Consider the following 12,593-nt stretch of genomic DNA (forward strand, 5'->3'; position numbering starts at 1 on the left):
CGAGCTACATTCGTGCCACGAGAGCAGAGTGCCGACGAGCCAGCGCTGACCCGAACAGCGCGAGGGCCCAGGAGGACCAAGTTTTGGCCGCAGACATCGAACCGCCCGCGAAGAAGACATCTGAAGACCGAGTACCCGCCCGCCGATCCGGTGCGCGCATGAGTGCTCGCAAGGCCGTCAAGCCACTCCGATCCATCGCCATCTTCGGGGCCGTCGGTGCACTGGTCGCCGGAATCGCGCTGCCCGCCTTCGCCTCGACGAAGCCGAGCGAAGCCGCGCCGACGACTGTTCAGCAGCTCGCGGCCGTCGACGCGCAGTCGCTCGTCGTCGCTTCGCAGGCCACTGCGGCACCGCTCGCTCGCGGCACCTTCAGCGCGACCACCCCCGAGGAGATCGCGAAGAAGAAGGCGGAAGAGGCAGCCGCAGCACGTGCAGCCGCCGCCGCTTCCACCGCAGGGACCGCCTCCTCGCGCTTCAACACCGCGGGCTACGCGCTCACCTCGCCGGGTTCCGGTGAGGTGCGCTATCCGCTTCCCATGGGTTCGTGGAACGTCAGTCGCACGGTGGGTGGTGCGCACAACGGTGCCGACATGCTCGCTCCGGCCGGTACGCCGATCTATGCGGCCGCCGCCGGCGTCGTCCGTGCTTCCGCCGAGAGCATCGGCGGCTACGGCGTTGCCGTGATGCTCGACAGCGTCGTCGGTGGGCAGCGTGTGCAGACCACCTACGGCCACATGCTCTACGGCTCGCGTCAGGTGCAGGCGGGGCAGTCGGTCTCCGCCGGGCAGCTGATCGGCTACGTCGGCAGCACCGGCCGCTCGACCGCCAACCACCTCCACTTCGAGGTCTGGATCAACGGCGGACTCGTGGAGCCCATGTCCTGGCTCTCGGTCAACGCCGGCTGATTTCCGGACACGCCTCACTCCATTCACCCGCTGTTTCGCCCTGCACCCAGCGCGATGGGTTAGCCTGATCCCGTTGTCGTACAGGTGGGAGAGGCTGATGGAGCGAATACCGAGCATCCGAACCATGGATGCCCTCGGTCGTCACGTCCTTCTGCATAGCCCGCAGGGATGCCACGGCGTTGCCGTGCGCGAAAGGCGCTGTCTCTAGACGGCGCCTTTTTTCGTCCCCGCGATCGATCTGTCTCCTGCACGACCTCGTGTGAGTCGAGAGTGCCGGGAAGCCGTCCCGGCGGATCGAGAGGATGACGAATGCGCACACTGGTCCTGAATGCCGGATACGAGCCGCTGGCGATCGTGTCGTTCAAACGAGCCCTGGTGCTGGTGATGAACGACAAGGCGACCGTGATCGAACGGGTCGAGGAAGACCCCGTCTGGGGCACGCACGGCGTCTACGATCGCCCGGCGGTCATCATCCTGGCCCGCTACGTGCGGGTCCCGACGAGCAGGCGTGTGCCGGTCACCCGGCGCGGTGTGCTCCGCCGCGACAACCACCGCTGCGGATACTGCGGGAAGGCGGCATCGACGATCGATCACGTGCTGCCGCGCTCGCGCGGGGGAGCGGACTCCTGGGAGAACCTCGTCGCGTGCTGCCTGCGCTGCAACAACGTCAAGAGTGATCGCACGCCGCAGGAGATGCGCTGGCAGCTGCGCTTCACCCCTCGACCGCCGCACGGCACCGCCTGGACCGTGCGCGGAACCGAACGCAGCGACCCGCGATGGGAGCCGTACCTCGCTCTGGCCGCCTGACGCCGCGGACCCGCTGACGAGGGCCTGAGACATCGAAGAGGGGCCACCCTCTCGGGCGGCCCCTCTTCTCTTCGACGTCGTGCCCGCGACAGGATTCGAACCTGCGACCTGCCCTTTAGGAGAGGGCTGCTCTATCCCCTGAGCTACGTGGGCGTGCATCCAGTCTAAGCGACTGGATGCACGCCGCCACGTCTCAGTCCTTCCCGCGCCGCCACAGCTTCGACGGCCACCAGATCGCCTTGCCGATGTCGTAGGTCAGTGCCGGGACCAGCAGCGAACGCACGACGAAGGTGTCCAGGAGCACACCGAAGGCGACGATGAAGGCGAGTTGTACCAGGAACAGGATCGGGATCACCGACAGCGCGGCGAAGGTCGCGGCGAGCACGAGACCCGCCGACGTGATCACGCCGCCGGTGATCGAGAGACCACGCAGGATGCCCTCCCGCGTCCCATGCGCCTTCGACTCCTCGCGCACTCGCGTCATCAGGAAGATGTTGTAGTCGATGCCGAGCGCGACGAGGAAGACGAAACCGAAGAGAGGAACTGCGGGATCGGCACCGGGGAAGGCGAAGATGCCGTTGAAGACGAGCGCCGACACCCCCATCGCCGTGCCGAAGGACAGCACCGTGGTGAGGATCAGCAGCACGGGCGCGAGGACCGAGCGCAACAGCAGCATCAGGATGAACATGATCACCACGAGGATGACGGGAATGATGAGGTTCCGGTCGTGGATCGAGGCGTCGTTGGTGTCGATCGAGGTCGCCGTGACTCCTCCCACCAGGGCATCCACGCCGTCGAGCTCGCCGCGAAGCTCGCGCACCGTGGAGGCTGCGGCCTCGGAGTCCGCGGCATCGGTCAGAGTGCCCTGCAGGAGCACGTCGCCCTTCACCGTGGTCGGCTCGGGGACCGGCGTTCCGGGAGGGCCCACGGCCGTGATCCCGTCTGCGGTCACAGGGGCCGAGCCGCTCGGGGAGTCGGCGGAGGTCACGGAGACCGCGTCGACGCCGTCGTTCGCGAGCAGGATGTCAGCGGCGTCCTGCAGCTGTTCCTCGGCGACGACGACGTAGACCGGACTGCCGGATCCGCCGGGGAAGTGCTCGCCGAGCGCCACCTGGCCGTCGCGCGCTTCCGATGCACCGAGGACCAGGTCGGACTGCGGTACGCCGTCCACATCGAGCTGGGTGACTCCCGCCGCTCCCGCGAGCAGGACGAGCGTGGTCACGATCCAGATTACGCGCGGACGGCGCTTGATGAAGCCGGCGAGTCGCGCCCACAGACCCGTGGTGCGCATGCCGTGCTCTGCGGCGACGACCTCCGGCTCGAAGCGCGGGCGTCGCGGCCAGAAGACGGCGCGTCCGAAGAGCAGCAGCAGTGACGGCAGCAGCGTCAGGGCGGAGAGCATCGCGAACACGATGCCGATCGCCGCGACCGGCCCGAGCGTGCTGTTGGATTTCAGATCGCTGAGCAGCAGGCACAGGAGCCCTGCGATCACCGTGCCGCCCGATGCGACGATCGGCTCGACCGAGCCCTTCCACGCCGCCATGATCGCGGTGCCCTTGTCCTGTGAGACGCGCAGCTCTTCTCGGAAGCGCGCGACCAGCAGCAGGGCGTAGTCGGTGGCAGCGCCGATCACCAGGATGAAGAGGATTCCCTGCGTCTGGCCGCTGAGCAGCAGGATCTCGAACTTCGCGAGCCACCACACCACGAGCAGCGCGACGCAGAGGGCGAAGAGGCTGGTGGACAGCACGACCAACGGGAGGAGGAACGAGCGATACACCAGCACCAGGATGACCAGCACGGCGAGGAGCGCGACGCCCAGGAGTAGGCCGTCGATACCGGCGAAGCCCGCCACCAGGTCGGCACTGAACCCCGCGGGTCCCGTGATGTAGACCGTGATCCCGTCGGGGACCGCAGCGCGCAGCTCTTCCCCGAGAGCGCTCGTCGCGTCCGCGAGCTCGGCGTCGGAGTCGATCGGGATGAAGGCCTGCACCGCGCGGCCGTCATCCGAGGGGAGTGCGGGAGAGACGTCTTCGCCGACGCCCTCGACCTTCGGCGCGTCCGCGACGGCGCCGGAGATCGCGTCGAGCTCGGCAGCGGTGAGCTTCTCGTCGGAGGTGAACACGGCGATGGCCGGGATCGAGTCGCTGTCGTTGAACTCGCCCAGCAGCTTCTGCACCTGGGTCGCATCCGCGGACTCGGGGAGGTAGGTGGTCTGCTCGTTGGAGGAGACCTCGTCGACCTTGCCGAACAGGGGTCCGCCGAGCGATGCGCCCACCAGCCACACGAGGATCAGGGCCACGGGGAGGAAGACGCGCACCCAGGAGTGTCGTCGTGAACGCTCCCTCGTGGACGGGGTCGGCGTCGGTTCGCGGCGGGACATCGGGTTCCTTTCGGGTGTGCTGCGGGTCAGGAGATCCACGCGAGGATGAGGATCATCGTGGCGAGGAAACCGGCGAAGTAGTTCAGGGCGATGAAACGTCGCCAGGCGCGGTTCGTGGAGCCGGAGGTCTCATCGGTCACGTTCCACCACCGAGCCGCGTTCACGACGTAGGGCAGAGCCAGGGCCGCGGCGAGCGGGCCCGGCCAGGGCGTCAGCAGCATGGCTGCGCCCGCGATCACCCACAGGGAGAGGGACAGGCGTACGGTCGCGCGCGCTCCGATGACGGTGGCGATCGACGAGATCCCGGCCTCCCGATCGGGCCCGATGTCCTGCACGGCGCCGAAGGCGTGTGCGGCCATGCCCCAGAGGAAGAAGGCGCTGAGCGTGATGACCGTGGCGGCGGTCGCCGGCGCCCCGGCGAGGGCGAGGCCGACGATGGCAGGACTCACGAAGTGCGTGCTCGAGGTGATGGAATCGAGGAACGGGCGCTCTTTGAAGCGCAGGACGGGGGCGGAGTACGCGATCACGGCGAACACGCTGACCGCCAGCCAGAGCCAGGACGCCGGATTCCCGACGATCACGAGGTAGACGAGGAAGGGGATGTTCGTCACCGCCGCCGCCCAGATCGTCGTCCGGTGCATGCGGGGTGCGAGGAGGGCCCCCTCGATCCCGCCCTTGCGGGGGTTCGCGAGGTCGGAGGCGTAGTCGAAGACGTCGTTGATCCCGTACATCGCGAGGTTGTAGGGGATGAGGAAGTACAGCGTGCCGATCACCAGCGTCAGATCGATCTCGCGTGTGCTGAGCAGATACGCGGCGGCGAACGGGAAGGCCGTGTTGATCCAGCTGATCGGACGCGACGACAGCACGATCTGGGCGATGTCGCGTCCGATGCTGTTCGACGGGGCTGCGGCAGTGCTCATCGTCGTTCCTCCTGTTCGAGCGTTCGACGATCCTGCACTCGCCTCCGGGCGCGCATCGCCGTCCACAGGGCCGGAAGGAGCAGCGCGCCCGCCAGGGGGTACGCGAAGTCCTCGATGGGAGCCAGTCCGATGTGCACCCCGAGCAGCGGGTCCTGCGCGTAGTGGAAGAGGCCGCTTGCGATCATCGCGGTGTCGAAGGCCGCGGTGAGCAGGAACAGCACGATCACGGTCAGCACGACGGCGAGCGGTCGCGGGCCCTTTCCGCGGGATGCGAGCGCGAGCCCGATGCCGCCGAGGACGGCGACGGCGACGAAGCACGCGGAGAGCTGGATGTAGGTCATGACCCGCCGCCTTCCGCCTGCTCGCGGCGCCGTGTCAGCACCCGTTCTGCTCCGGTGTAGATGATCATGGTGCACACCACGAGGAACAGCAGGAAGATCGGTTCCTCGAGGGGCAGCTCCGGCGCGAGCACCAATCCCGTCGCGATCATGCCGTCGCCCCGGAAGAAGATCCCGTTGGCGATGCCGGCGACATCCCAGATCAGGAAGAAGACGAGACCGACGGCCGTCACCACCGCAGCCGATACCGCATCGCGCCAGAAGAAGAGTCGAAATCGCCAGTCCAGCAGCAGCATGCAGCCCAGCGACAGGAGAAGGGCCGCCAGGTACACCACGCCCATCAGGACGCCTCTGTCCCCGCAGGTGAGGTGCGGGGGACGGGGAGCGGACCGGGGGAGTGATCGCCGCGGATGCGCTTGAGGACGATCTCCGCACTGATCAGGCACATCGGGACACCGACACCCGGCGCGGTGGTGGCACCCGCGTAGAACAGACCCTTTACGCGCTTCGACGTGTTCTGAGCACGGAACATGGCGCTCTGCGAGAGGATGTGCGCGGGCCCCAGCATGCCGCCGTGCCAGGAGTGGTAGTCGTCGCGGAAGTCGGCGGGACCCTTCGTCTCGCGCACCACGATGCGGTCGCGGAGATCGGGGATCCCGGCCCAGGTCGCGACCTGATCGATCGCCGCGTCCGCTGCGCGTTCGATCGCGGGTGATCCCTCTCCGTCGGGTCCACCGTGTCCGAGATCGACGTCCGCGGGTACCGGGATCAACACGAAAAGGTTCTCGTGGTCGGCGGGCGCGACCTCGGGGTCCGTGGCACTGGGGCGGCACACGTAGATCGACGCCGGGTCCGGCACGGTCGGGGAGGCCCCGAAGATCGCGTCGAAGTTCGCGTCCCAGTCGTCGGTGAAGAACAGGGAGTGGTGCGGGAGCTCGGGGAGCGCGCCGCGCACGCCGAGCATCACGAGCACGCCGCCCGGTCCGCTGGTGCGTCGCGCCCACCACGACTCGGGGTAGGTCTGCAGCGAGGGCGGGAGCAGAGTGGTCTCGGTGTGGTGCAGGTCGGCCGCGGATACCACCACATCGGCGCTCTCGAAGTGCGAGGAACCGGCGCCGTCGACCCAGCCGACACCCGTCACACGGGTGCCGTCGGCGCCGTCCTGCGTGCGGATTCCGGTGACGTTCGCCTCGGTGATGATCCGTACCCCCGCGTCGAGGGCCAGCGCTTCGATCCGCTCGATCACACGCCAGAAACCGCCCTGCGGATAGCTGACGCCCTGGTCGAGATCGAGCGCGCTCATGAGGTGGTACATCGCCGGCGCGCTTCGGGGGTCGGTTCCGAGGAACACCGCGGGGTAGCCGAGGATCTGGCGCACCACGGGGTGCGTGAAGCGTCGGGCAGCGAAGGACTGCAGCCGCGTTCCGAGCAGGGTGGCGAGGCGAGGCAGCGCCCGGAGCACCTCCGGTGCGAGGAGCGAGCGCATGCGGGTGAACGGGTTGTAGAGGAAGTACTTCTGCGCCATCGCTCCGGCATGCTGCGCGGAGTCGAGGTAGGAGTCGAGCTCCGCTGTGGAGCCGGGCTCCAGTTCTTCGAAGAGCCGGGTGACCTGCTCGCGTCCGGCGGGCACCGTCACGGGGGAGCGGTCGGCATCCGTCGCGTCCGGGGCGCGGAACACCCGGTAGCCGGGGTCGAGGCGGATGAGGTCGAGCTGCTCCGCGGTCGAGGTGCCCATCATCGCGAAGAAGTGGTCGAAGACCTCGGGCATGAGGTACCACGAGGGGCCGGAGTCGAAGCGGAAGCCGTCGCGCTCGATCGTCCCCGCGCGTCCGCCGACGCGGTCGTTCTTCTCGAGCACGACCACCTCGTGCCCGTCCCGAGCGAGCAGGCCCGCTGTCGCGAGACCGGCGACTCCTGCACCGATGACCACGACCCGGCTCATCGGTCGCGCTCCATCGCGGTGGTGAGGACGGCGCGGGTGGCGAGTGCGGCCTTGATCGGATCGGGAACGCGCACGCGGCGTCGGTAGAGGACGTCGGCAGGTGTCTGGGACACACGTCGGGTGAGCGCGGCGAACAGAGCCAGGGCGCTGCGCACCGCCGCACGGGCGTCCTTCGGCAGCAGCGGGATCGTGTCGCGGGCGTCGGACAGCTGCCGGAACACGGTCGCAACCCATGCGTCCCGATCGGCATCCGTCAGACGCGCGGTCCCACCGAGGTAGCCGCGGTGGAGTCGGTCGGTGTCGTCTGCGAGGTCTCGGAGGAAGTTCACGTTCTGGAACGCCGCACCGAGCTGGCGTGCACCGTGGCGCAGGGTCTCGAGCTCTTCGGGCGTGCGCTCGACTCCGCGCAGGAAGACCTGCAGACACATGAGACCCACGACCTCGGCGGAGCCGTAGACGTACGCCGCATGGGCGTCGATGTCGTAGGCGGCGAAGCCGGCGTCCTCCTCGATGTCCGCGCGCATCGAATCGAAGAACGGCTGTGTCAGGTCCTCGCCGATCCCGCACTCCCGTGCGGTCCGCGCGAACGCATGCAGGATCAGGTCGCTACTGTAGCCGCTGCGCATCGATCGATGAGTCTCGGCGATATAGGAATCGAGGGCGGCCGATTGCGCGGCGACGTCCAGCCCTGCCTCGGCGGCCACGCCGTCGACGATCTCATCGGCGATGCGCACCATGGCATAGATGTTGCGCACGTGCTGGCGATGGCGCTTTCCGAGAAGACGGGTGGCGAGCCCGAACGATGTCGAATAGGTGCGGATCACATCGGTCGTCGCGATCTCCGCCGTGCGGTTGAAGCGACGAAGGGCGGTGTCGTCCCTGTGGCCGGCCGAGTTCGCGGTCATCGGCTGCGGCTTCCGACTCGGGACGCGAGTGCGCGGATGGCATCCCCGGCCGCTGCCGGGAGCAGCCCGGCGGCCTCCGCCTCGCGCAGCGCGGCGTCCGCCGACTCGAGGTGCTCCCGCACCAGGCCTCGCACGAAGCTCTCCGAGCCGCATTCGCGCAGTCGATCGCGGGCAGCTGCTCCGTCCGTGGGGCTGAGGTCGGCTCTGCCGAAGTGCAGCTCGATCCCGTCCCACTGGCTCGTCATGCGCGCGTAGGCGATGATCGCGGTCTCCTTGCCCTCTCGCAGATCGGAGAACGGGTCCTTGCCGTGCTCATCGGGGTCGCCGAACACGGAGAGCAGATCGTCCTGCAGCTGGTAGGCGAGGCCGAGGTGCCGGCCGATCACGGCGAGGTGATCTTCTGCCGCGGTCGACGAGCCGACGAGCACCGCGGCCGCCCGCAGCGGGAGCACGAAGGAGTACGTCGAGGTCTTGTACGCGCTCGTGGAGAGTATCGTCCGCAGATCGGGGGTGATGATGCCGTCGCTGAGTGCCACATCGGCGTGCTCACCGGCGACGGTCTCGAAGATCGTCTCCTCGAGCAGGCCGAGCAGACGCTCGCGGGCCTCGTCCGTGACGCCCGCCCGCGCGAATCCCAGCACCGCCGACGACAGCAGCAGGTCTCCGAGGAGGATCGCGCTCGAGCGCGCCCAGTGGAGGGCGGGTTCGGTCGGGCCCGCCGGGCGTCCCGCGACGAGCGCACCGATCAGATTGGGGCGCCGCCGCCGCATCAGATCGCCGTCGATGACGTCGTCGTGCAGGAGGAAGGCGAAGTGGAGGAGCTCGACATGGGCCGCGACATCGATGGCGGAGCGCATCTCGTCGGCGGTCAGAGGGGCGGGTGCCAAAGCACGCGCGAGGTCCAGGAGCAGACGCGGGCGGATGAGCTTTCCACCGAGAGCGTGCTCCTCAGCCGCCTGCCACAGTCCGACGAACTCGCTCCCGTACCGTTCGGCGGCGGCGCTCCGCTCGGAGAAGCGGTGTCGCAGAGCCTGCTCGATCCGGGTCCCCAGCGATTCTTCCGTCGTCGTCGTGCTCATCTCTCACACCTCGCCGAGCCGCCGCAGCAGCGGGAGCTGCTCGACCAGCCAGGGACTGAAGGCGAAGGGCGCATGCGTGACGGCCTCGACGAGCGGACCGACGGTGACCCACGTCCATTCGGACACCTCGTCGGGGTTGGCGGCGGGTTCGCCGTCGAAGACCGCGACGTGCACGGGGCAGATCTCGTTCTCGACGATTCCGCTGGCATCCACCGCGCGGTATCGGTAATCGGGGAGGATCATCCGGATCTCGGAGAGCTGCAGGCCGAGCTCGCCGGCGCCGTGTCGACGCACGGCATCGGACATCGCTTCGTCGGGCCGAGGATGCCCGCAGAAGCTGTTCGTCCAGACACCGGGCCAGGTCTTCTTCGAGAGTGCTCGGCGCGTCAGCAGGAGTCGTCCTTCGCGGTCGAGGACGTAGCACGAGAAGGCGAGGTGCAGGGGAGTGTCGTGGGTATGGACTTCGCTCTTGGGAAGGGTGCCGATGGCTGTCCCGTCTTCCGCGAGGAGGGTCACGTCGTCCATGGCATCTCCCTGTTCTGAAGCTTCTCCATTTAGCTAACTTGGTGAGTAGTCAACTTAGCATGAAACTGTTGGTGTGTAACATGATCGCATGGACACGGAGCCCGGCACCACCCCGCACGCGGGCGCGCAGGATTCGCTCCCCGTCGCAGGCGAAGGATCGCGGTCATCCGGGGCGGCCCCGGACGGGTTGACCCATTCGGCCATCTACGACGTCGAGGCGAGCGATCCTCGCAGTGTCCTGATCGACCGGACCGGCGTCTCGCCGGAGGAGCTCAAGCAGATCTCGAGGGTCATGGAGGCGCTCGCCGGACTGCGCGAGGCGGAGCAGACGCTCTCCCAGGCATCGCGTCGATACATGCGCCTGAACGAGACCGACATGCGCGCGCTGCACTATCTGATCGTGTGCGCGAACCGGAACCTGGTGGCGACGCCCGGAGGGATCGCGCATCACCTGGGGGTCTCGACCGCGGCGACGACCAAGCTACTCGACCGTCTGGAACAGGGAGGGCACATCACGCGTGCCCCGCACCCGACGGATCGCAGGGCGCTGCAGATCAACATCACCGCGCAGACGCGTCATGCCGCGATGGAAACCGTCGGACGGCAGCAGGCGAAGCGCTTCTATTCTGCCGCCCGACTCGCGCCTGCCGAAAGGGAAGTCGTGATCCGATTCCTCATGGATATGACAGAAGAGATCACGCTCCGCGACGAACCCTGGTTGCAGGGAGGCGCTTAATACCCGCCTGCCGGTGCAGGCGGAAGTGCTGCTTAATTGCGACCGAGGTCAGTGTGCGGCGTTGTATGCGTCCACGACCTGTGCGGGAATGCGGCCGCGCTCGGAGAGCTTGTGTCCATTCTCGTTCGCCCAGGCGCGGATGGCTGCGACCTCGGGGTTGCGCGCGGGCCGCTTCCGAGCCGCGGAGGTGCGAGGAGCGCTCGAGGAGCCGGCCTTTCGCCCCGCAGTCACGTAAGGCTCGAGGGCCTTGCGCAATTCATCGGCGTGCGCGGAGTTCAAGTCGATCTCATAAGCGGCGCCGTTGAGCGAGAAATGTACAGTCTCGCCCTCGCCGACCTCCAGGATGCTGCCGTCGATGTCGTCTACCAGCTGATGCACAATTCGTCTTGCCATACGGGGACTTTACCCGTCAGGACGAGATGCGACAAGTCGGAACAATCATTAGCCCAATGGAATTCACGCGAAGCAATAAATCAATTCCCTGTGGTCAGGGAAGAAGTCCCGCACGCCGCGCTCTGGTGACAGCCGCATGACGCGTGGAAGCATCGAGCTTCGACATCGCGGTTCCGAGGTACGCCTTGATCGTGCCTTCGCGCAGGCCGAGCTGCGCGGCGATCTCCGCGTTCGTCGAACCGAGCGCCGCGCACGCGAGCACATCGGTCTCGCGGGGGGAGAGGCGGACCGTGGGGATGGGGCCTGTCGCCGGCGCGGATGTGCTCCCCGCGAGCATCATCAGTCGGCGTTCGACGTGCGCGATCCTCGCGCGGATATCGACGTCGTCGACAGAGGCGGCGATGCTGCGAAGTTCCGCGAAGCTCTGACGCAGTTCCTCCCGGTGCGCCGGTGCCACGCTGTCGACGCCGAGGGGCGCCTCCTGCATCCGTCGCTGCACCTCGTCGCGGATGCGCAGTTCGTCGGCGACGGACTGCGCGACCTGCATAGCGGGAGCGGTGGTCACCCCGCCGACCCGCTCCTCATCCCAGCCTCCTGCGTAGAGCACGCCGCGAGAACGACCCTGGACGACGATCGGAAGGGCGAGAAGAGTGCGCAGTCCCTCACCCAGCACGAAGACGTCGTAGTCGTGCGTGATCTGCTGCGAAGACCCGTAGTCGCTCGTCATCCTGGGGCGCAGCTCCATCATCGCCCGTCCGCCGAGTCCACGTTCCGGCCGCACGCGCAGACCGTCCAGTGATCGGGTGCGCGCACCGACGATGCTGGTGACGCTCACGACGCCTTCTTCTATGAGGCCGCCGAAAGCGACCGGGAAGCGCGTGCGCCTGGCAAGCTCGCGCACCGCATTGGCGATGAGATCCGCCTCGGATTCGCGGGTGACGGGTGAAGACACGACTACCTACTTCCGGGGTGACGACGCAGTTCCCCGTTTCGTAGCGTCGACGATATCACTCACATCGAGATGCGCGTGGGCCCGGCGGCCTACACGCCGGGCCCACGAGATCAGCGGCCGGCGGCTCTGCTCGCCTCGAGGTCGAGCAGGAACCGCTTGCGTTCGGGGTGCGCTCCGTACTGACCAGCGCTCCCATCGGAGCGCACGACGCGATGCACCGGCACGATGATCGAGAACGGGGTGATGCGGCACGCCGTGCCCACGGCGCGCGCCGCACCGGGGTGCCCGGCGAGCACCGCGACCTCTCCGTAGCTCATCGTCTCTCCCCACCCGATGTCGCAGATCGTCTGCAGCGCGGTCAGGGCGAACCCGTCGACGAGTCGCCAGTCGAGCCGGATGTGCTCCTCGAAGCGCACCGGTTCGCCGTCGAAGTACTCGGCGAGCAGGTGTGCGAGCTCGTCGGCGGCACCGGGGTCGGGCTCGGGCACCGCGCTCAGCTGCCGGGAGACGCCTTCGAGCAGCCAGGGCACGCGCGGGTCTTCGGATTCGGAGAGGTCGAAGCGCACGATGCCCTCGTCGGAGAACACCGCGAGAGCATCGCCGAACGGTGTCGGCGCGAAGTCGTAGCGGAAGGTCATGCCCCCATCCTGACCGCCCGATCCGACTCGGAGTCCTGCGCCGGCCGCTCCGGGTGGAGAACGCGAGCGGCGA

At 67.9% G+C, this 12,593-nt stretch carries 14 protein-coding genes and 1 tRNA gene; 3 read left to right on the forward strand and 12 right to left on the reverse strand.

Annotation, left to right across the window (positions count from 1 at the left end; genetic code table 11):
- Positions 1-158: 158 nt before the first annotated feature.
- Together F6W70_RS04065 and F6W70_RS04070 are read left to right on the forward strand one after the other, a co-directional pair.
- On the forward strand, positions 159-905 hold the full coding sequence (locus F6W70_RS04065; protein WP_151485980.1) for a M23 family metallopeptidase: 747 nt from the start codon (positions 159-161) through the stop codon (positions 903-905).
- A 309-nt stretch (positions 906-1,214) separates the two neighbouring features.
- Positions 1,215-1,712, forward strand: a complete 498-nt coding sequence (locus tag F6W70_RS04070; RefSeq protein WP_029258662.1) for an HNH endonuclease — start codon at positions 1,215-1,217, stop codon at positions 1,710-1,712.
- Positions 1,713-1,792: 80 nt separating this feature from the next.
- Here F6W70_RS04070 and F6W70_RS04075 read toward each other — a convergent pair.
- The 9 genes from F6W70_RS04075 to idi form a co-directional block, all read right to left on the reverse strand.
- A tRNA-Arg gene (locus tag F6W70_RS04075) sits at positions 1,793-1,865 on the reverse strand.
- A 40-nt stretch (positions 1,866-1,905) separates the two neighbouring features.
- Positions 1,906-4,092: an MMPL family transporter gene (locus F6W70_RS04080; protein WP_151485981.1), complete on the reverse strand. Its 2,187-nt coding sequence runs from the start codon at positions 4,090-4,092 to the stop codon at positions 1,906-1,908.
- Between the two features lie 26 nt (positions 4,093-4,118).
- Positions 4,119-5,012, reverse strand: coding sequence for a prenyltransferase (locus F6W70_RS04085; protein ID WP_151485982.1), 894 nt, complete (start codon positions 5,010-5,012; stop codon positions 4,119-4,121).
- Positions 5,009-5,353, reverse strand: coding sequence for a lycopene cyclase domain-containing protein (locus F6W70_RS04090; protein WP_055865146.1), 345 nt, complete (start codon positions 5,351-5,353; stop codon positions 5,009-5,011). Before F6W70_RS04090 ends, F6W70_RS04085 begins: the two co-directional genes overlap by 4 nt.
- Positions 5,350-5,691 (reverse strand): lycopene cyclase domain-containing protein, encoded by a 342-nt coding sequence (locus F6W70_RS04095; protein WP_055865142.1) that lies wholly within the window; start codon positions 5,689-5,691, stop codon positions 5,350-5,352. The genes F6W70_RS04090 and F6W70_RS04095 overlap by 4 nt, the downstream gene beginning before the upstream one ends.
- Positions 5,691-7,292 carry a phytoene desaturase family protein gene (crtI, locus tag F6W70_RS04100; protein ID WP_151485983.1) on the reverse strand — a complete coding sequence of 534 codons (1,602 nt, stop codon included), beginning with the start codon at positions 7,290-7,292 and terminating at the stop codon, positions 5,691-5,693. Before crtI ends, F6W70_RS04095 begins: the two co-directional genes overlap by 1 nt.
- Positions 7,289-8,197, reverse strand: coding sequence for a phytoene/squalene synthase family protein (locus F6W70_RS04105; RefSeq protein WP_055865136.1), 909 nt, complete (start codon positions 8,195-8,197; stop codon positions 7,289-7,291). Before F6W70_RS04105 ends, crtI begins: the two co-directional genes overlap by 4 nt.
- The gene (locus F6W70_RS04110) at positions 8,194-9,276 is read right to left on the reverse strand and encodes a polyprenyl synthetase family protein (protein ID WP_055865133.1); all 1,083 of its coding nucleotides are present in this window, start codon (positions 9,274-9,276) and stop codon (positions 8,194-8,196) included. The genes F6W70_RS04105 and F6W70_RS04110 overlap by 4 nt, the downstream gene beginning before the upstream one ends.
- A gap of 3 nt (positions 9,277-9,279) precedes the next feature.
- The gene (gene idi, locus F6W70_RS04115) at positions 9,280-9,801 is read right to left on the reverse strand and encodes an isopentenyl-diphosphate Delta-isomerase (protein WP_151485984.1); all 522 of its coding nucleotides are present in this window, start codon (positions 9,799-9,801) and stop codon (positions 9,280-9,282) included.
- A gap of 88 nt (positions 9,802-9,889) precedes the next feature.
- On the opposite strand from idi, the gene F6W70_RS04120 reads away from it, so the two are divergent.
- Positions 9,890-10,537 (forward strand): MarR family winged helix-turn-helix transcriptional regulator, encoded by a 648-nt coding sequence (locus tag F6W70_RS04120; RefSeq protein WP_081603847.1) that lies wholly within the window; start codon positions 9,890-9,892, stop codon positions 10,535-10,537.
- A gap of 48 nt (positions 10,538-10,585) precedes the next feature.
- On the opposite strand, the gene F6W70_RS04125 is transcribed toward F6W70_RS04120, so the two are convergent.
- From F6W70_RS04125 to F6W70_RS04135, 3 genes are all read right to left on the reverse strand, one after another.
- A complete protein-coding gene (locus F6W70_RS04125; protein WP_151485985.1) occupies positions 10,586-10,930 on the reverse strand; it encodes a histone-like nucleoid-structuring protein Lsr2 in 345 nt (114 codons plus the stop codon).
- Positions 10,931-11,024: 94 nt separating this feature from the next.
- On the reverse strand, positions 11,025-11,882 hold the full coding sequence (locus F6W70_RS04130) for a LuxR C-terminal-related transcriptional regulator (protein WP_151485986.1): 858 nt from the start codon (positions 11,880-11,882) through the stop codon (positions 11,025-11,027).
- Between the two features lie 110 nt (positions 11,883-11,992).
- The gene (locus tag F6W70_RS04135; protein ID WP_055873828.1) at positions 11,993-12,520 is read right to left on the reverse strand and encodes a methylated-DNA--[protein]-cysteine S-methyltransferase; all 528 of its coding nucleotides are present in this window, start codon (positions 12,518-12,520) and stop codon (positions 11,993-11,995) included.
- Between the last annotated feature and the right edge of the window lie 73 nt (positions 12,521-12,593).

Origin of the sequence: Microbacterium maritypicum, assembly GCF_008868125.1 — a bacterium.
Lineage (GTDB): Bacteria > Actinomycetota > Actinomycetes > Actinomycetales > Microbacteriaceae > Microbacterium > Microbacterium maritypicum.

Coding starts and splice junctions, on each gene's coding strand:
- F6W70_RS04085 (WP_151485982.1), bottom strand. CDS start 5,012: ATGAGCACTGCCGCAGCCCCGTCGAACAGCATCGGACGCGACATCGCC.
- crtI (WP_151485983.1), bottom strand. CDS start 7,292: ATGAGCCGGGTCGTGGTCATCGGTGCAGGAGTCGCCGGTCTCGCGACA.
- F6W70_RS04095 (WP_055865142.1), bottom strand. CDS start 5,691: ATGGGCGTGGTGTACCTGGCGGCCCTTCTCCTGTCGCTGGGCTGCATG.
- idi (WP_151485984.1), bottom strand. CDS start 9,801: ATGGACGACGTGACCCTCCTCGCGGAAGACGGGACAGCCATCGGCACC.
- F6W70_RS04105 (WP_055865136.1), bottom strand. CDS start 8,197: ATGACCGCGAACTCGGCCGGCCACAGGGACGACACCGCCCTTCGTCGC.
- F6W70_RS04125 (WP_151485985.1), bottom strand. CDS start 10,930: ATGGCAAGACGAATTGTGCATCAGCTGGTAGACGACATCGACGGCAGC.
- F6W70_RS04135 (WP_055873828.1), bottom strand. CDS start 12,520: ATGACCTTCCGCTACGACTTCGCGCCGACACCGTTCGGCGATGCTCTC.
- F6W70_RS04110 (WP_055865133.1), bottom strand. CDS start 9,276: ATGAGCACGACGACGACGGAAGAATCGCTGGGGACCCGGATCGAGCAG.
- F6W70_RS04090 (WP_055865146.1), bottom strand. CDS start 5,353: ATGACCTACATCCAGCTCTCCGCGTGCTTCGTCGCCGTCGCCGTCCTC.
- F6W70_RS04080 (WP_151485981.1), bottom strand. CDS start 4,092: ATGTCCCGCCGCGAACCGACGCCGACCCCGTCCACGAGGGAGCGTTCA.
- F6W70_RS04120 (WP_081603847.1), top strand. CDS start 9,890: ATGGACACGGAGCCCGGCACCACCCCGCACGCGGGCGCGCAGGATTCG.
- F6W70_RS04065 (WP_151485980.1), top strand. CDS start 159: ATGAGTGCTCGCAAGGCCGTCAAGCCACTCCGATCCATCGCCATCTTC.
- F6W70_RS04070 (WP_029258662.1), top strand. CDS start 1,215: ATGCGCACACTGGTCCTGAATGCCGGATACGAGCCGCTGGCGATCGTG.